Origin of the sequence: Fibrella forsythiae, assembly GCF_017353175.1 — a bacterium.
GTDB classification, from domain to species: Bacteria; Bacteroidota; Bacteroidia; order Cytophagales; family Spirosomataceae; genus Fibrella; species Fibrella forsythiae.
Genome location: NZ_JAFMYW010000009.1, coordinates 85,303 through 101,919, shown reverse-complemented (window position 1 = coordinate 101,919; position 16,617 = coordinate 85,303). Strand labels below are relative to the sequence as shown.

Sequence of the window (16,617 nt, the reverse complement as noted above, 5' to 3'; positions counted from 1 at the left end):
GGATTAGTACCGGCCTTTTTATTTATGAATAACTTGTTAACAATCAGGATCTTGTGAATAAATGTGGTTTTGCATCGAAACTTTGTTTTTACTTATCTGTTTATTATATTGCACACAATACAATTGTGGTAAATGAAAAAACTACTGCTACAAAATCAGCTCTGTTTTCCGCTCTATGCTTTATCGCGGCAGGTGACGGCAGTATATCGGCCATTACTCGACAAGCTGGAATTGACGTATCCGCAGTACTTGGTTATGCTGGTGCTGTGGGAAGCCGACAACAAAACGGTGGGTGAACTTGGCGACAAACTGCTGCTGGATTCAGGTACGTTGACGCCCCTGCTGAAACGGCTGGAGCAGAAAAAGCTTATTACGCGCCAACGCAATCCGGCCGACGAGCGGCAAGTGACGATCACGCTCACCGAAGCTGGTCGTGACCTTCAGGCATTGGCCGCCGATATTCCGACGCAGTTGCAGGCCAGTTTTCAGATAGACGATCAGCAGGCCATTCAGTTGCGCCAACAGCTCACTACCCTTTTACAGCAACTTTCACCAACAAACGAGAGTAATCAATAAGACCATGTTTCAATCCTTGTATACTGCCCAGGCTACGGCCACTGGCGGCCGCGACGGCCATGTAACCTCATCTGACCAAGTACTGAACCTCGACGTTCGCGTTCCTCGCGAAATGGGTGGCTCGGGCGGCGCCTATACCAATCCTGAACAGCTATTCGCCGCCGGTTACGCGGCCTGTTTCGACAGCGCCCTGAACATGATTGCCCGAATGACGAAAGTAAAAACCGGGACTACTACCGTAACGGCCGATGTCAGCATTGGCAAGCTGGAATTGGGTGGTTTCGGGTTGGCCGTGGCGCTCAACGTGAACGTACCTGAGGTTGAGCAGGCCATTGCTGAAGAGTTGGTCAACAAGGCGCATCAGGTTTGCCCGTACTCGAACGCCACGCGCGGCAACATTGATGTAACATTGACCGTAACAAACCACGCGGCTGCGGTACAGGCATGAGTGATCAGCAAATAGTGCTGGCATCACGTCCCAAGGGGATGCCTGATGCGTCAACGTTCCGGGTCGAGGTCCTCGCGTTGCCTGACCTGAACGAAGGCGATGTGTTGATCGAACCGACCTACTTCTCCGTTGACCCCTACATGCGTGGCCGGATGAACGCCGGCAAATCGTATATCCCCCCGTTTGAAGTAGGCCAGCCATTGGCCGGTGGTGCGGTGGCTAACGTTGTCGACAGTAAGTTCGACGGACTTAAGGCCGGTGATCTGGTAACGGGGAGCCTTCCCTGGGCCACTCGGTCGGTGTTGCCGGGCAAAAGCCTGAAAAAGATCGACGCCAGTCTGGCGCCACCAAGCTATTACCTGGGTATTCTGGGCATGCCCGGCCTGACGGCCTATTTCGGTCTGCTCGACATTGGCAATCCGCAACCTGGCGAAACGGTCGTTGTATCGGGCGCTGCCGGTGCGGTGGGAATCATCGTCGGACAGATCGCCAAGATCAAAGGTTGCCGCGTGGTGGGCATTGCCGGATCGGATGATAAAATAGCCCTGCTGAAAAACGAGTTCGGGTTCGATGCCGTAGTGAACTATAAAACGGCTGGTAATCTGGTCGATGCCATTGCCGAAGCCTGCCCGAACGGCGTCGACGTATATTTCGACAATGTAGGCGGCGAGGTGTCGGATGCGGTCATCAGGAATCTCAATTTCCACGCCCGGATTCCGCTTTGCGGTCAGATTGCCCTTTACAACGAAACCGATGTACCCATGGGACCGCGTATTCAGCCCATGTTGCTGACACGCAGTGTGTTGATGAAAGGCTTTACCATTGGTAATTACCAGCCCCGTTTTGGCGAAGGCATGAAGCAACTGGCGGCTTGGGTTGGCGAAGGAAAACTGCACTACAAAGAAACCACAGTGAAAGGCTTCGATAAGCTACCGGAAGCGATGCTTGGCCTCTTTTCGGGACAGAACACCGGAAAAATGATCGTTGAAGTATAACACCTGTCTGATCATATGATTTGAAAAGGCCAGTTTGCGAAAGCAGACTGGCCTTTTCACTGTACCATCTTTTCTGCAAAATAGGTACGATTTTGGCTAGTTAGGCTATATAGTAAATAGATTTAAGTATGTTAATTTGCCGTACGTAATCTTGTTACTTCAGCCTTTCTCCGCGCATGTTAAGACATATACCTCAACAGTGTTATGTTGTCCAAACCATCAAAGACAATTATAACCTGCCTGTCTCGATCGATACTACGTGTCCACACTGCCGCAGGCGGGTCAATCTGTCATTGCCGTGGGATAATCCGAAGACATATGTCGTTGAGCATTGCCAGGCCCATTGCCCAGCCTGCCAGAAATCAGCTACACTTATTCTGATGACCGATAGCACCACGGATAAGGGGGTGCGGTCGGGGAACCTGTTCATCACGCCCAACGACGATATTCGGCAACCGCTGACTGGCGTGGCCGAAACGAACAAAATAGAAGAAGGCCTGAAACGGGCTTATTTCTCGACCATCAATGTGCTGAATGCGCAGGAGTGGACGGCCACCACCATTTTGTCGCGGCGCGTATTGGAGGGCATAACCAAATCGGTTATTGCTGAAGAACACAAGAATAAAAACCTGCCCACCCAAATTCGGGCCTTGCTGACTCAAATCGACTTGTCGAAACCTATTTCTACGCTGGCCGATGCCATCCGGCAAGGAGGTACCATTGGGGCGCATTTCGATCTGGAAAAGGAACCTAATCAGGAAATTGCCTCGCTCATGGTCGATCTGCTCGACGATCTGATGGAATACATATTCATTCTCCCCGGCCGTATTCAGCAGTTGCACGACAAAATGGAAAAGCTGTCGGGTACGAAACCGGTGGTAGCGCCTCCCCATGCTGGCGTCAGTTTGAACGGCGCTGCCAAATCGGTCAAGGCGGAGTGACGTGGCTAGTTTTATAATCAGCTCTGTGGCAGGTAGTCTGAGCTCGATACCAAACTAATAGTGAGCCATACTTTTGCTTGAGCATGATAAAAACGATACTCTTCGTCGTTGCCTGCATCTTTTGCTCGAATCTGCGGGCTCAACAGCGGATGATCCTGAATATTAACCCCTCTTCTGATGCACGTGCGTCAGTCGAACTTCAGATCAGGGAGCACCAGGTAGTCCAGCTCGTTTTCAATCAGTCGGGCACCCGAGCACCAGAAAAATCGGCATTTTCGTGGGTACAGGATAGCACCAGGATTGTAAATGTGCGCAGGCTTGGACGATACTTTCAGCAGTTTACCTTCTCAGACACGATCAACCTTAAGGCCGAGCAAGCCCTCAATCTTTTGAAAGCGTTTACCGAAGTGTATGCCAACAGAGACAACTTATCAAAACTGGAAGACGATCGGCTCATGCTTGACGGTATGCCTAGTTCGCTCATAATTCCGGTTGGTCCAGCCAATCAGTATACGATCGCTTATCGACCGCCAGTTTTAAAACAGGCCCAGTCAGTAGATCGATTGGTTAGGGAAATCATAACTGCCTTGAAAATGAAGTCAGGTAGTCCCGCAACGGTAAACTACTGTATGGTAATAGATCACTATCTGAAATAACGATTATCTACTGACCGAACCAGTTTCTTAGTAGCGCACAATCAACGTTTATGAAGCTTATCAGTGCATTAGCTATTTTGATCACCTTATGTGCTTGTTCAAACGAGTACGATTCGACCGAAGGAAATGTAAAGGTCAATTTCCATCCTGTCTTGACTCAATATAAAGACGCTACTTATTACTGGTATCTATACACTGCCGATGGATATCCGACACTGCCTCCTGTCAGGAAGGGGTATATCGGGCATGCTGACTCATTTAGTAACGGTCGCGTTACGGTCTCAATCAATGATTTACGTGAAGGGAACTACGTCTTTACGTATTACCTCAACGACTCTTTGAAAACCAGCTCAGTAGGTGTATCGGTTGGCACAACGAAGACATACGTCCTGAAAAATTAAAGGATTATGTTCGGTATAAGTCCGACGCAACTACATATCATATCGGTTAAAAACAAAATTGGCGCAACGCACCTGAATCATTCAGGTGCGTTGCGCCAATTTTCTTATTCCCAGCACTCTCCGCTGGTGGTGGTCACTTTGAGCAAAACGATGTTAGGGTCGTCTTTGCCTTCCGGAAACCAGTCCAGCAGTGAATCGGTCCACAACTGGTTGACTTTATCCTGATCCGTAATGATTTCTGCCTGTCCCGATGTTGCTACCGACACGTGGGTTTCGGGATTGGAGAACCCAAGCGCTACGCCGGGTTGCTGGCGGATGTGACTCACCTTGTTGGAGTCGTTATGGGTAAAGAACCACATGGTGCCATCGGCATCCAACTGGTGGGTGGCCATGGGCCGGGTACGTAGCTGGCCGCCCTTATCCTGGGTGGTGAGCATTGCTACGCGTATTTGGTCAATGTTGCGCTTGATGGAATCGAATTCCTCAGGGCTAAGGTTAGAGGGAGCAGACATAAAGTGTGAGCTATCAGTGAATACAGATAAGCCCACAGAAGGTCAAAAGGTTTTGCCGCGAACACAGTGTTGGTAAGCTACCGTGCTTTTCAACTCAGCAAAAAACAGAATCGGCCAACGTACCTGAATGATCCAGGTACATTGGCCGATTCGTTTGGCAACTAAAAAGCCCTACCGGCTCATGTACAGGTTTCGCTCGGCGTGGATCTCTGAAAGAAACCACATAGAAATCACATGGCTGTGGCATTAATCGATTCCTTCGCCAGCCGATGTTATTTCGCCACGTTGTAACCGTCCATCAACTGATTGAATGCTGTAATGACGGCCATCTTATTGGGGTTATTAGCTTTAATAATAAAAGCACAGTGATACAGCACACCGTCCTTTTCATCGAGTACAGCCTGATCGGCGCGGAAATAATTGTTGGCGTTGAAATGGTCGTACCACCGGTTGAATTTGTACCAGCGCGCCTTCTCCCGCCGGTCAGACGTATCACAGATATAGATGGTGATCGTCAGGGCACTGCGGTCATAAAAATCCTTGATGATGGCTGCCACAGTGGGGGCAGTCTGCGCATCGAACGGCGGATTTTTGCCAGTTGGTGAATCCACCACTTACAGCACCAACTTGTAAATATGTTCGCCAAAAGCAAAGTCGTCACCCAATGCGTAAGGACTGGGCTTGAACTTGACTTCATATCGAAATTCGTTTGCTGTTTCAAAAATGTAGGCGAAGTCCCTTCCACCTATGAAGAGATAGGGGTAACTGGATGGTTCAGGACTGCTTGTCTGCATTGATGTGCCTTAATTCAGCAAATTTTGCCTTGTAGGATGGGTCTGACTGGTACCGCTCCTGCATTTCCCGCTCTTCGCGACGTTTCTCTTCCATGTGCCGCTTCAAAAAAGCAACAAGTCGTTCATGCCTTTCTTCAGCCGTCAATTCCTGTTGAACCGCTTCCATAGTTTTCACCGGTTTATTGTTGTTGGATCAAATATAGCCATTTGCCTTAAAACAAGTTAGCCGCTCGAATCGGTTCATGACCAATTGCAAGCGACTAACACTAAAGAGATTAACACCTACAAGCCTTACCGGCTCAGGTACAGATTACGTTCTGCGTAGACCTTCTGGAAGAAATCATCGGTGAGGTCGTCGATGAAGTAGATGCCTTCGCCGGTCGATTTCATTTCGGGGCCTAACTCCTTGTTGACGTTCGGGAATTTGCTGAATGAGAACACCGGAATCTTAATGGCGTAGCCCTTTTTCACCGGGTTGAATGTGAAGTCGGTCACCTTAGCACCCAGCATCACTTTCGTGGCGTAGTTCACGTACGGCTCCTGGTAGGCTTTGCAGATGAACGGCACCGTGCGGCTGGCGCGTGGATTGGCCTCGATCACGTATACCTTCTCGTCTTTGATGGCGAACTGGATGTTGATCAGCCCTTTCGTTTGCAGCGCCACGGCAATCTTCCGGGTGTACTCTTCGATCTGCCGAATCACGTTCTCGCTTAGGTCGAAGGTAGGCAGCAGGGCATACGAGTCGCCCGAGTGGATACCCGCCGGTTCGATATGCTCCATTACACCGATGATGTACACGTTCTCGCCGTCGCAGATCGCATCTGATTCGGCTTCGATGGCGTTTTCGAGGAAGTGGTCGAGCAGGATGTTGTTGTCGGGAATGTCGCTCAGGATCTTCATCACGTGCTGTTCCAGCTCCGTTTCGTTGATCACGATCTTCATGCTCTGACCACCCAGTACATAGCTGGGGCGAACCAGCAGCGGGAAGCCCAGATCACGCGACAGCTCGATAGCGGCTTCCGACTCGCGCACGGTACCAAATTTCGGATACGGAATGTCGAGGTCATGCAGCAGGCTCGAGAACCGGCCCCGGTCTTCGGCCAGGTCGAGGGCGTCCCAACTGGTGCCGATGATCTTGATGCCGTAGCGGGTCAGTTTCTCGGCCATTTTCAAGGCTGTCTGGCCACCCAACTGCACAATCACACCCTCGGGCTGCTCGTGCATGATGATGGCGTGCACGTGCTCCCAGAACACGGGCTCGAAATACAGCTTGTCGGCAATATCGGGGTCGGTCGAAACGGTTTCGGGGTTACAGTTGATCATGATCGTTTCGTAACCCGCCTCTTTCGCGGCCAGTACGCCGTGTACGCACGAATAGTCGAACTCGATACCCTGACCGATCCGGTTTGGACCAGAACCCAGAATCACGACCTTCTTCCGATTTGACCGGATCGACTCGTTACCCGGCAGATCCGAAACAGGCTCGGGCCGGTCGAGGGTGATGGGCAACTGGTTATTGAAGGTCGAGTAATAGTAAGGCGTCTTTGCCTCGAACTCGGCCGCGCAGGTATCCACACACTTATACACCCGGCGAATGTTATGGTCCTGCCGGTATTTGTAAATCTTGCTTTCCCGCACCTGGAGAATATGCGCCAGCTGACGGTCGGCATAACCTTTCTGTTTGGCCGTACGTAGCAGTTCAGGAGGCAGATCGTCGAGGTCGTATTTCTCAATCTCGCGCTCCAGCTCGATCAACTCTTCAATCTGGTGCAGGAACCAGGGGTCGATGCGGGTCAGCTTCCGAATGGTGCTGAACGACATACCCGCCTTAAACGCATCATAAATGTGGAACAGGCGGTTCCAGCTTGGGTGTTCCAGACTCTGTTTCAGTGCCGCTATATCAGACAGTTCCCGTCCGTCGGCACCGAGGCCGTTACGCCGGATTTCGAGCGACTGACAGGCTTTTTGCAGGGCTTCCTGAAAATTCCGGCCAATGCCCATGGCTTCACCCACCGATTTCATTTGCAGGCCCAGCGACCGGTCGGCCCCCGGAAACTTATCAAAATTCCAGCGGGGTACTTTCACGATTACGTAATCGATAGCTGGCTCGAAGAAGGCCGACGTAGTACCGGTGATAGGGTTGATCAGCTCGTCGAGGTTATAGCCAATGGCCATTTTCGCTGATATCTTGGCGATGGGGTAACCCGTTGCCTTCGACGCCAGCGCCGACGATCGGCTCACGCGTGGGTTTACCTCGATAACGATGATATCGTCGGTTTCGGGGTTCACCGAAAACTGGATGTTACACCCACCCGCAAACTGCCCAATGCCGGTCATCACCCGGATCGACAGGTCACGCATTTTCTGGTAGAGCGTGTCGGGCAGGGTCATGGCCGGGGCTACCGTAATGGAGTCGCCGGTGTGAATGCCCATCGGGTCGAAGTTCTCGATCGAGCAGATGATGATGAAGTTGCCGTTGCCATCGCGAAGGAGTTCGAGCTCGTATTCCTTCCAGCCCATGACGCTTTGCTCTACAAGCACTTCATGTACGGGCGAGGCATGGAGGCCCGCCGTGAGGGCCTTGTCGAAATCTTCAGGTACGTTCACGAACCCACCACCGGTGCCTCCCAAGGTGAACGAAGGGCGAATAACGAGCGGGAAGCCGATTTCCTGGGCAATTTCTTTGCCTTCCAGAAACGACCGGGCGGTGCGGCCTTTGCAGACACCCGCGCCTAGTTCGAGCATTAGCAATCGGAATTTCTCGCGGTCTTCGGTGGTTTCAATCGCCTTGATATCCACGCCGATGATCTTCACGTCGTACTTCGCCCAGATCCCCACTTTATCGCAATCGATAGCCAGATTCAGGGCTGTCTGGCCACCCATCGTCGGCAGTACTGCGTCGATTGGACGGCCCATGGCCCGGTGCTTCTCCAGAATCTCGACGATCGACTTTTTCTCCAATGGCAGCAGATACACATGATCGGCGTTGATCGGATCGGTCATGATCGTGGCCGGGTTGGAGTTGATCAGCGATACCTCGATACCTTCTTCACGAATAGAGCGGGCGGCCTGCGAACCGGCGTAGTCAAACTCACACGCCTGACCAATGACGATGGGGCCGGAGCCGATGATAAGTACCGAGCGGATGTTGGAATTCTTGGGCATGATACGAGCCTAAAAGACAGATGGGACGACGGACAACAACGAGCCGATTCAGTCCATTTCCCCTTGAGGGGTATGGGCAAAAATCCCGCAAAAGTACGGGGTAATGGCAGGCAAACCAATGATAGTCTTCATTAAATTCCGGAGAACCACTGGCACTGGTTCACCAAAATGTGCGGTGTTGCCTATACGATAAGCCAGATCAGGTAGCTACAGCGACAAAAAACGATGCCTGCTATACTAGATTCAGAAAGACGTCGCTTCTGAATGGCTGCGAATGAGCTATAACTGCATCGCATTCTGAAAAGCTCAAACCGCCCCCTTAACTTTGAGCACGCTGAGAGATAAAAAGGTCGTTTACCGCTGTATGGTGACGCGAATATCTAACTATATCTCAAGCGATTACGTATGATTGTTAGCAGTATCACGTCTGGTTTAGGCAACCAGTTGTTTCAATATGCCTTTGGCCGCGCTCTGTCGCTCTACCATAGCGTTCCGCTCAAGACAGACCTGTACTGGTTTCAACACGAACAGAACACGTCGCACCGGAAATACGGGCTGACTCACTTTAACATACAGGCTCCTGAAGCCACCTGGCAGGAACTGGACACCTATATTTTTGCCGACACAAAATGGCATCGCCTCACCAGGCCATACTATAAACGCATACGTATTGAGGAGCGTAGCAACAAGTATGACGCCAACGTATGGAAATTTCCGAAACACACGTATGTACTCGGTTTCTGGCAAGCCTGGCGCTACTTCGCCGATTATCATGCGCCAATTCGGGAGGAATTTCAGATCATAACGCCCCCTTCCGACCAGGCTGCCCGATATCTGGACCAGATGAGCCGGGGTACATCCGTATCTGTTCATATCCGGCGCGGCGATTACCTGACAAACCCCACATTCAACACGCTGACACCCGAGTATTACCAGCGGGCCATTAGTTACCTGCAGGAGCGCTACGAATCACTAAACTGGTTTGTTTTTTCAGATGACATGCCCTGGGTGCAGGAAAACATTACCCTACCTGAATCAACGACGCTGGTAAAAGGCCTGTCAGACATCGATGATTTCAGGTTGATGAACGCCGCCCGGCACTCGATCATCGCCAACAGTACGTTCAGCTGGTGGGCGGCCTGGTTGAAAGAAACAGGTGATCACGTAATCGTTGCGCCCCAGACACCGTTCACGCATGAATGGTTGTGGAGCGGCGACGATCTGTTTCCGCCCCACTTTGTTCGGCTTTAGGCGGAACAGGCTAGAGGGGGAAGTTTACACCAAAACGGTACATATAGGCATACGAGACGAAGTGGTGCGTAGCGCGGCCAACCCGGTCGGCACCAATCTCGGCACCGGTATACTTGGCGAAAGCCAGTTGCCCATCGCCCTGGACAAAAAAACGACGGTAGATGTTGAGTTTCAGCCCGGCGTTGGTACCTGCCACCCAGCCCTGCGGGTGAAAGTGCCCTTTGCTATCCGAACTGCCAAGTATGGTTGAGATGGTGACCGAATACAACATACCGGCCCCGAGTTTGGTAACAACATCCAGCGAGAGGTGCTTGCCTTGCCAGACGGGCCATTTCTTTACCGCACTGACCATCAGATAGTTGTTGCCGTTTGTGTGTTGCAAGTGCAGAAAAGAGGGCGTCAGCAAGGTATCTCTGTCAATGGCCTGTCCCCGGATGTTACCCTGTAGGTGCACTGTCTGGTAATCGTCGACGGTGTATTTCAGATGGTCCCACGAGAGCTCGACTCCCCAGCCATTCCCCTTCTTGAAAAAGTAGCCGCCGTTCATCTGATACTGCGGAATGGTCAGGTACGTAATGCGCCAGAAATCGTGCATATCGGGCGATTCGTGGGCGTGCGCGTTCGCTATGGTAAAGTCATAATTGTCTGTTGTGGTATTCTGAAAACGAATCGTACTGCGCGAGTAAGCTTCATGGTTATATCCCCAGGAAACGTAGGCTGTGCCTTTGTCTGGCACCGAAATAGTGGATTGGGCAATACCGGACTGCGTACCCAATAAGACACACAAAACAACTACTAGAGCTGATTTCATAGAGGTTGGTAACTGGATCGGTGGGTAAGTAATACGCGTAACTCAGCCTATAAAGAGATAAGGCATACTAGTCAGTTCCTATCAGTACGTATTAAGTAATCATTCATGTTATGGCGGGAAATAACCACATTCTCAGGATTGGCGCCGGTGTTTTGTGCGCAGGTCCCGGCCAGAAAGGGCCAGCGTGTATGGGCATATTCTTGTACTCTGGATTGGCGTAACTTGCCTGCATGTCCAGAAATCCTGTTACCGGGCCCCTGTGCGGCCTACGAATCCTTGATCTGACCCGGCTGCTGCCCGGCCCGCTCGGGACCATGCTAATGGCTGATATGGGCGCTGAGGTACTAAAAATTGAGAACCCCAACAGCCCCGATTATGTACGTATGTTTCCGCCACACATCAACGGTGAGTCGGTGAACTACCTGGCTTACAATCGATCCAAAAAGAGTGTGCTGCTCGACTATACCACCGAGGAAGGGCGTAACGCTTTTCTGAAACTTATCGACACGGCCGATGTGCTGGTTGAGCAGTTTCGCCCCGGCCAGCTTGACCGGCTGGGACTGGGCTACGAGGCGGTTCACGCCCGTAATCCGCAGCTCATCTACGTGTCGGTAACGGGTTACGGACAAACAGGGCCTTACGCGCACCTGGCCGGGCATGATCTGAACTACCTGGGCCTGTCGGGCGTGCTGAGCCTGACGGGCGAACCAGACCAGCCACCGGTCATACCCGGCGTTCAGCTGGCCGATATTGCCGGTGGCTCATATGGCTGTGTGATGGCTACGCTGGCAGCGGTTTATGCCAGGCAGCAAACCGGCGAAGGCCAGCACGTAGATGTGTCGATGACCGACTGCGTGATGCCGTTGCTATCGGTGGCCTACGCTATGTTCGCCGGCACGGGCATAGTACCCGAGCAGGGCCGGATGCCGCTGTCGGGCGGACAGCCCAACTATGGCGTGTACCGCTGCCGTGATGAGATAGATCCAGACTCGGGTAATGCAGTGTTCAGGTACGTTGCTCTGGGTACGTTAGAGCCGAAATTCTGGCAGAAGTTCTGTGCAGTTATGAATCGGCCTGACTGGCCTGGCTTTATGCTTCCTCAGAGTTCCGATGAGGCTGATCAGTACCGCCGCCAGATTCAGGCGCTGATTAGTGAACGTACCCAATCAGAGTGGGTACAACTCGGCATTGAGTACGATCTGTTGATTACGCCCATATTAACGCTCGATCAACTGGCCAATGACCCGCATCTGCACGCCCGACGAATGATTATTGCCCAGCAGCATCCCGTGGCGGGGCCAGTGGCCGCGGTTGGGGTGCCCATCAAGTTCTCGGCTACGCCTGCCCATCCTGCCTGGCCAGCTCCGGTGCTGGGTGCAGACACAGCCGACGTGTTGGGCGAACCTACCGCCTGAAGGTAATTTATTTTAGACTGGGATACATGTGACTTATTGCCTTTATGTGGTCTTAAGAGATAATAGTCTAGTAATCTACATGGGTTAAATTATCCTTCTCTGGCATGATTTATGAGGTTCTGGCGCACCTAAATCAGATTGGTTTTTACAGATGCATTCAGGTAAGAAAAGAGAGGTAAACCAGCCCCTAACCCCGTAAAAAGGAGATACGCTGGCTATAGTCAAGCTTGGCATGAAATTTCGTCGTACAAGCAAACGTGAGTATAAATCATGAGTTGCTTGGTGAAAACGTATACATTGAACGCTATTAGGTTTACGATACTATGCTTACTGGCGCTGATCCCATCGATATGGGCCTTGGCATCGCCAATCGGCACTGGTCCTTTATCGCTAACCTGCCAGACCCCAGGCCCGCCTATTATCACTGGCGAACGACCTAAAATCTGCCAGGGAGAAACCGTAAAGCTTACGGCAACGGGTTGCCTTGGCACCGTTATCTGGTCGACAGGAGAACAGGGAGCGGGTATTCGGGTAACGCCCTACCAGACCACCCGCTACACGGCAATCTGCCGCCTGCCGGAAGGGTGCCTCAGTTGCTTCGCCGATGCCTACACCGTTACCGTTGGAACCCCCGAAGCACCGAAGCTAACGACAGATACACCCACTCTTTGTGCCGGTGATGCAGCCACGATTACTGCCGCCAACTGCGCCGGTACCATTCGCTGGTCTGATTCAACCCTGACCGGCGCTACGCCTACGGTACGGGTACAGCAAACTACCGTTTATCAGGCTACCTGCCTGCATGAAGGTTGTGCCAGTATACCCTCGGTGCAACTGGCGCTCCAGGTGGCTACCCCCAACGTACCTACGCTGGTGCGGGTAACGGGTGAAGGTGAGTTGTGCGCCGGTCAATCGGTTCAACTTGCTGCCAGCGAATGTGCCGGTCAGGTACGTTGGTCAGATGGGGCAGTTGGGACGAACCGTACGTTTACGCCAAGCCAGAGCATACGGCTACGCGCTATATGCCAGGTAGGTACGTGCCGGAGTGATAGCTCCAATGTATTAATGCTGGCGGTCCAGCCCGCCCGCGCCACACCGCTAAACCAGACCCTGGTACAGAATACCTGTCCGTTCCTGACGGCCGATCTGTCTACCGCCATTGGGCCATCATTTCAGCCATCGCTGGCGTATGTATTCCGAACGGGCCCTACTATTGATTCGCCTGAAGTAGCCGCGCCGGGTGCCGTGTTGGCTGGTATGTACTACGTGTCGGCCAGAAACCGGGCAGGGTGCCTTAGCCAGCCCGTTGCGGTGTCAGTGCTGATTACAACGTGTGCCAACGGAATTGCCCCCTGTCTGAGTAGCCCGCATCTGGTCAGCCTTTCGCTCGATTCGCTGGATCAGAAGCGGGGCGTTGTTTGTCTGAAAGCCCGGCTTCGGGGTGTTGGGATAGATGCCATCAGGCTCGATTCTGCCTGGACCTGTTCGGGTACTGGCCTGTTTACCGATCAGAAGACGTTGCGCCCCCGATACGTTGCTTCTGAATCAGACCGGCAGCGCGGCACCGTGACGTTTGCACTAATAACGCCCGATCCGGATGGAGCCGGACCCTGTGTAGCAGGAATGGCCAGGCTGGCCGTCACCCTCTCGCAAACCAATACACCAGCTACTACCGATAGTACAAATCTGGTCGTCAAACAGCCTGATGTTATCGATGGAGGAAGTATATTTATACCCGAGGGTTTTTCACCAAACGGTGATGGCATAAATGACTACTTTGTTGTTCAGGGAACCCCCAGAGGAGCCACCGTTGACCTGGAGATTTTCAACCGGTGGGGGCACCGGGTATATGCAGATACCAACTATAAAAACGATTGGGGAGGGCAGACAAATCAGGGCATCAACACGACAGCGAACCAGGGGCTGCCCGATGGCACCTACTTCTACGTAGTTCGCATCAGCGACGGTCGTGAGTATGTCCGGTTTTTAACAATAGCCCGATAGCCAGCCTCCTATCCGACTAACTATTTAGACAAACTCGTTACCTGAAATGCCGGTCCGCCAACGACCACGACGAAGCGAGATTAACACCGAATTAGTACTTATGAGACGGCTATATTATGTATTTGTTTGCTTGCTCTTACTTGGCAGTAGCCTGGCAGCTGCTCGTCCTGTGCAACAGCCCGACTCCCTGTTGATTCAGGCTGATCGGATGCTAAGCTACAAAGCCTATGGGCGTGCCATTGATTTGTATACGCAGCTACTGAACGACCCCAGAATTGTGTCTGCACAACGTAGTGGCATCCAGGCCTCGCTGGCGCAGGCATACCGGGCAGTAGGCGACAATGTAAAGGCCGAGCGTATGTTTCGGGAGTGGCAGTCGGCTTTAACGCCCGGTCAGGAGAAACCCGTGGCCGTGTTGGCTTACGCACAGACGCTGGCCAGTAACGGCAAATTTGTGGAGGCCCAGGAACAGTATGAAAAATATCAGGCCTTGTATGAGCAGCAACGTACCCGGCGGCTGGCATCAGTTCCTACCGCCGCCAGCGGCCGACCGGCCGGAGCGCGGGGCGAGGCTGTGCGGTATCAGCTCGAAGACCTTAGCCTGAACACCGTCAATGAAGAATTCAGCCCCATGTTCTACCGGGATGGCCTGGTGTATGTAGCAGGCAGTAAGGGTGGTTCAACCATTGAAACAAGCGGTAGTGGCGGAGGCGCCGGTTACCTCGACCTGATCTACGTACCTAACCGGTCGCAACTGACGGCCAAACGGCGAATAAACGCTGAAGGCGAGGTCATCGACACCAAGAAAGAAGCCGCAGCAGCCCGGCTGTCGGCGGGGCCACGCCCCGTTGGTAACGATCAATATACAGCGCCCACGGCCAACGATTCGCGAACATCAGCCACCTTCCAGGGCGGCATTAATGTGGCGCAGGGACTTGGGTATGATAAAAGGCCCGTGAACCCCAGCAAACAGTTTGCCCAGTCGCTCAACACGAAATACCACGAAGGCCCCGCCACGTTCTCGGCCGATGGTTCCCAGATCATTTTTACCCGCAACAATTACAACAACGGTAAGGCGAAGACCAGCGAAGAAAACGTTAACAAGCTGAAGCTATATACCGCCCGGCAAATCAACGGTACCTGGTCTGACATAACCGAGCTGCCCTTCAACAGCGATGACTATTCGGTTGGGCACCCGGCCCTGTGCAAAGGCCGTGATGGTACACCCGATCAGCTGTTGTTCTTTGCGTCTGATATGCCTGGAGGCCTGGGCGGAACAGACCTCTATGTGTCGCGCTGGCTCAACAACCGCTGGAGCGAACCGGTCAACCTGGGGCCAACGATCAATACGAAAGGCAACGAGCTGTTTCCTTTTGCCGATGAAAACGGAAACCTCTATTTCTCAACGGATGGTCGGCGGGGCGTGGGTGGCCTTGATGTTTTTTACGCGGCGATGGACGGCCCGGCCGTTCGGGCGGTAGAGACGATCGACGCACCCATCAATTCGATAGGAGACGATTTCGGCCTCATCACAGACGGAGTCCGCCAGACGGGTTATTTCAGCAGTAATCGGAATGGGTCTGATGATCTGTTTCGCTTCACCCGCGAAAGCTCCCTGTTCGGCTGCCGAGACCTCACCCTGCGCATCTTCGATGTAACAACCGACATGCCCATTGATAGTGTGGTAGTCACTGCCAGGGGCAAACGCGTGGGCCAGACCGATCAGGTGCTGATGGCCGACAAAAATGGCCTGGTGAAATTATGCGTAGACGCGGAAAGTGATTACCTGTTCACCGCCTCGCGCGACGGCTACATCAACAGCACCATTGGTTTATCAACCCGTGATCTTACAGATGATCAGCCATCCCGGCTCGAGATGTCGATGATGCGACCTACCGTCATTGTAGATACCGTGTTTGTGGAGGCAACTAAACCCTCGCGCCCGCTCACCAGTTCCCGTGTGCGGGGTACGGTGCTGGGCGAACGGGACGGAACACCCATCGAGGGCGTTGTGATGAAATTACGGAACGACTGCAACGGCCGGATAGAGACGGCCGTTACCGACACCAACGGTATGTACGAATTCGATATCATGGAGGGCTGCGATTACACCCTCACTGCCAGCAAGCCAACTTACGGTACCAGCACCAGTAAGGTGAAAAAGGTGGCCAAAAAATCGAAACCCAAAGAATTGGTGGCTATGGTCAGAATGTTGCACGTAGGCGATGTAGTCACGACCGACAAGATCTATTATGATCTGGGCAACTCAACCATCCGCCCGGATGCCGCCCGCGAACTCGATAAAATGCTGGCAACGATGCGGCGATATCCATCGCTGGTGGTCGAAATTCGGTCGCACACCGACAGCCGGGGCGATGCTGGTCATAACAAAGAGCTGTCGACCCGGCGAGCAAAAGCCGTGGCCGATTATTTGGCGTCGAAAGGCATTAGCCGCAACCGGATGCTGGCCATCGGCTACGGCGAATCGATGCTGGTCAACAACTGCACCGACGGCGTAATCTGTACCGAAAACGAACATCAGCGCAACCGACGCACCGAATTCAAAGTACTGGCCATCAAATAGCTGGCTGCTTCGTTCGCAAGTGCCAAACCAGATACGTTCACCACTGCGTGCTTCGCTGCCAGGG

At 52.8% G+C, this 16,617-nt stretch carries 15 protein-coding genes; 10 read left to right on the top strand and 5 right to left on the bottom strand.

Annotated features, from left to right (window positions below):
- The first annotated feature begins 132 nt into the window (after positions 1 to 132).
- The 6 genes from J2I46_RS24970 to J2I46_RS24945 all read left to right on the top strand — a co-directional run bounded on the left by J2I46_RS24970 (position 133) and on the right by J2I46_RS24945 (position 4,017).
- Positions 133 to 576, top strand: a complete 444-nt coding sequence (locus J2I46_RS24970; RefSeq protein WP_207331813.1) for a MarR family winged helix-turn-helix transcriptional regulator — start codon at positions 133 to 135, stop codon at positions 574 to 576.
- A 4-nt stretch (positions 577 to 580) separates the two neighbouring features.
- Entirely contained in the window at positions 581 to 1,024 is a 444-nt protein-coding gene (locus tag J2I46_RS24965) for an organic hydroperoxide resistance protein (RefSeq protein ID WP_207331812.1), read from the top strand.
- Positions 1,021 to 2,019, top strand: a complete 999-nt coding sequence (locus tag J2I46_RS24960) for an NADP-dependent oxidoreductase (protein WP_207331811.1) — start codon at positions 1,021 to 1,023, stop codon at positions 2,017 to 2,019. Before J2I46_RS24965 ends, J2I46_RS24960 begins: the two co-directional genes overlap by 4 nt.
- Positions 2,020 to 2,195: 176 nt before the next feature.
- The gene (locus J2I46_RS24955) at positions 2,196 to 2,960 is read left to right on the top strand and encodes a DUF4145 domain-containing protein (protein ID WP_207331810.1); all 765 of its coding nucleotides are present in this window, start codon (positions 2,196 to 2,198) and stop codon (positions 2,958 to 2,960) included.
- Between the two features lie 83 nt (positions 2,961 to 3,043).
- Entirely contained in the window at positions 3,044 to 3,616 is a 573-nt protein-coding gene (locus tag J2I46_RS24950; protein WP_207331809.1) for a hypothetical protein, read from the top strand.
- 152 nt (positions 3,617 to 3,768) lie between these two features.
- Positions 3,769 to 4,017 carry a hypothetical protein gene (locus J2I46_RS24945; protein WP_207331808.1) on the top strand — a complete coding sequence of 83 codons (249 nt, stop codon included), beginning with the start codon at positions 3,769 to 3,771 and terminating at the stop codon, positions 4,015 to 4,017.
- Positions 4,018 to 4,121: 104 nt separating this feature from the next.
- On the opposite strand, the gene J2I46_RS24940 is transcribed toward J2I46_RS24945, so the two are convergent.
- The 4 genes from J2I46_RS24940 to carB all read right to left on the bottom strand — a co-directional run bounded on the left by J2I46_RS24940 (position 4,122) and on the right by carB (position 8,488).
- Positions 4,122 to 4,529, bottom strand: coding sequence for a pyridoxamine 5'-phosphate oxidase family protein (locus tag J2I46_RS24940; RefSeq protein WP_207331807.1), 408 nt, complete (start codon positions 4,527 to 4,529; stop codon positions 4,122 to 4,124).
- A gap of 272 nt (positions 4,530 to 4,801) precedes the next feature.
- Positions 4,802 to 5,140, bottom strand: coding sequence for a DUF6169 family protein (locus J2I46_RS24935; RefSeq protein WP_207331806.1), 339 nt, complete (start codon positions 5,138 to 5,140; stop codon positions 4,802 to 4,804).
- A 163-nt stretch (positions 5,141 to 5,303) separates the two neighbouring features.
- The gene (locus tag J2I46_RS24930; RefSeq protein ID WP_207331805.1) at positions 5,304 to 5,489 is read right to left on the bottom strand and encodes a hypothetical protein; all 186 of its coding nucleotides are present in this window, start codon (positions 5,487 to 5,489) and stop codon (positions 5,304 to 5,306) included.
- Between the two features lie 125 nt (positions 5,490 to 5,614).
- The gene (gene carB, locus J2I46_RS24925; RefSeq protein ID WP_207331804.1) at positions 5,615 to 8,488 is read right to left on the bottom strand and encodes a carbamoyl-phosphate synthase large subunit; all 2,874 of its coding nucleotides are present in this window, start codon (positions 8,486 to 8,488) and stop codon (positions 5,615 to 5,617) included.
- Positions 8,489 to 8,893: 405 nt separating this feature from the next.
- Between carB and J2I46_RS24920 the strand changes: the two genes are divergently transcribed.
- Entirely contained in the window at positions 8,894 to 9,739 is an 846-nt protein-coding gene (locus tag J2I46_RS24920) for an alpha-1,2-fucosyltransferase (protein ID WP_207331803.1), read from the top strand.
- A 10-nt stretch (positions 9,740 to 9,749) separates the two neighbouring features.
- Here the strand turns inward: J2I46_RS24920 and J2I46_RS24915 are convergent, their stop codons facing one another.
- On the bottom strand, positions 9,750 to 10,550 hold the full coding sequence (locus tag J2I46_RS24915) for a hypothetical protein (protein WP_229379941.1): 801 nt from the start codon (positions 10,548 to 10,550) through the stop codon (positions 9,750 to 9,752).
- Between the two features lie 230 nt (positions 10,551 to 10,780).
- On the opposite strand from J2I46_RS24915, the gene J2I46_RS24910 reads away from it, so the two are divergent.
- The 3 genes from J2I46_RS24910 to J2I46_RS24900 all read left to right on the top strand — a co-directional run bounded on the left by J2I46_RS24910 (position 10,781) and on the right by J2I46_RS24900 (position 16,553).
- Entirely contained in the window at positions 10,781 to 11,965 is a 1,185-nt protein-coding gene (locus J2I46_RS24910; protein WP_207331802.1) for a CaiB/BaiF CoA transferase family protein, read from the top strand.
- Between the two features lie 357 nt (positions 11,966 to 12,322).
- On the top strand, positions 12,323 to 13,969 hold the full coding sequence (locus J2I46_RS24905) for a T9SS type B sorting domain-containing protein (RefSeq protein WP_229379940.1): 1,647 nt from the start codon (positions 12,323 to 12,325) through the stop codon (positions 13,967 to 13,969).
- Positions 13,970 to 14,069: 100 nt separating this feature from the next.
- Complete coding sequence (locus J2I46_RS24900) at positions 14,070 to 16,553, top strand: OmpA family protein (RefSeq protein ID WP_207331800.1); 2,484 nt, start codon at positions 14,070 to 14,072, stop codon at positions 16,551 to 16,553.
- The last annotated feature ends 64 nt before the right edge of the window (positions 16,554 to 16,617 follow it).

Excerpts from the sequence above, each read along its gene's own strand:
- J2I46_RS24970 (WP_207331813.1), top strand. The coding sequence starts at position 133 with ATGAAAAAACTACTGCTACAAAATCAGCTCTGTTTTCCGCTCTATGCT.
- J2I46_RS24965 (WP_207331812.1), top strand. The coding sequence starts at position 581 with ATGTTTCAATCCTTGTATACTGCCCAGGCTACGGCCACTGGCGGCCGC.
- J2I46_RS24960 (WP_207331811.1), top strand. The coding sequence starts at position 1,021 with ATGAGTGATCAGCAAATAGTGCTGGCATCACGTCCCAAGGGGATGCCT.
- J2I46_RS24955 (WP_207331810.1), top strand. The coding sequence starts at position 2,196 with ATGTTAAGACATATACCTCAACAGTGTTATGTTGTCCAAACCATCAAA.
- J2I46_RS24950 (WP_207331809.1), top strand. The coding sequence starts at position 3,044 with ATGATAAAAACGATACTCTTCGTCGTTGCCTGCATCTTTTGCTCGAAT.
- J2I46_RS24940 (WP_207331807.1), bottom strand. The coding sequence starts at position 4,529 with ATGTCTGCTCCCTCTAACCTTAGCCCTGAGGAATTCGATTCCATCAAG.
- J2I46_RS24930 (WP_207331805.1), bottom strand. The coding sequence starts at position 5,489 with ATGGAAGCGGTTCAACAGGAATTGACGGCTGAAGAAAGGCATGAACGA.
- carB (WP_207331804.1), bottom strand. The coding sequence starts at position 8,488 with ATGCCCAAGAATTCCAACATCCGCTCGGTACTTATCATCGGCTCCGGC.
- J2I46_RS24920 (WP_207331803.1), top strand. The coding sequence starts at position 8,894 with ATGATTGTTAGCAGTATCACGTCTGGTTTAGGCAACCAGTTGTTTCAA.
- J2I46_RS24915 (WP_229379941.1), bottom strand. The coding sequence starts at position 10,550 with ATGAAATCAGCTCTAGTAGTTGTTTTGTGTGTCTTATTGGGTACGCAG.
- J2I46_RS24910 (WP_207331802.1), top strand. The coding sequence starts at position 10,781 with ATGTCCAGAAATCCTGTTACCGGGCCCCTGTGCGGCCTACGAATCCTT.
- J2I46_RS24900 (WP_207331800.1), top strand. The coding sequence starts at position 14,070 with ATGAGACGGCTATATTATGTATTTGTTTGCTTGCTCTTACTTGGCAGT.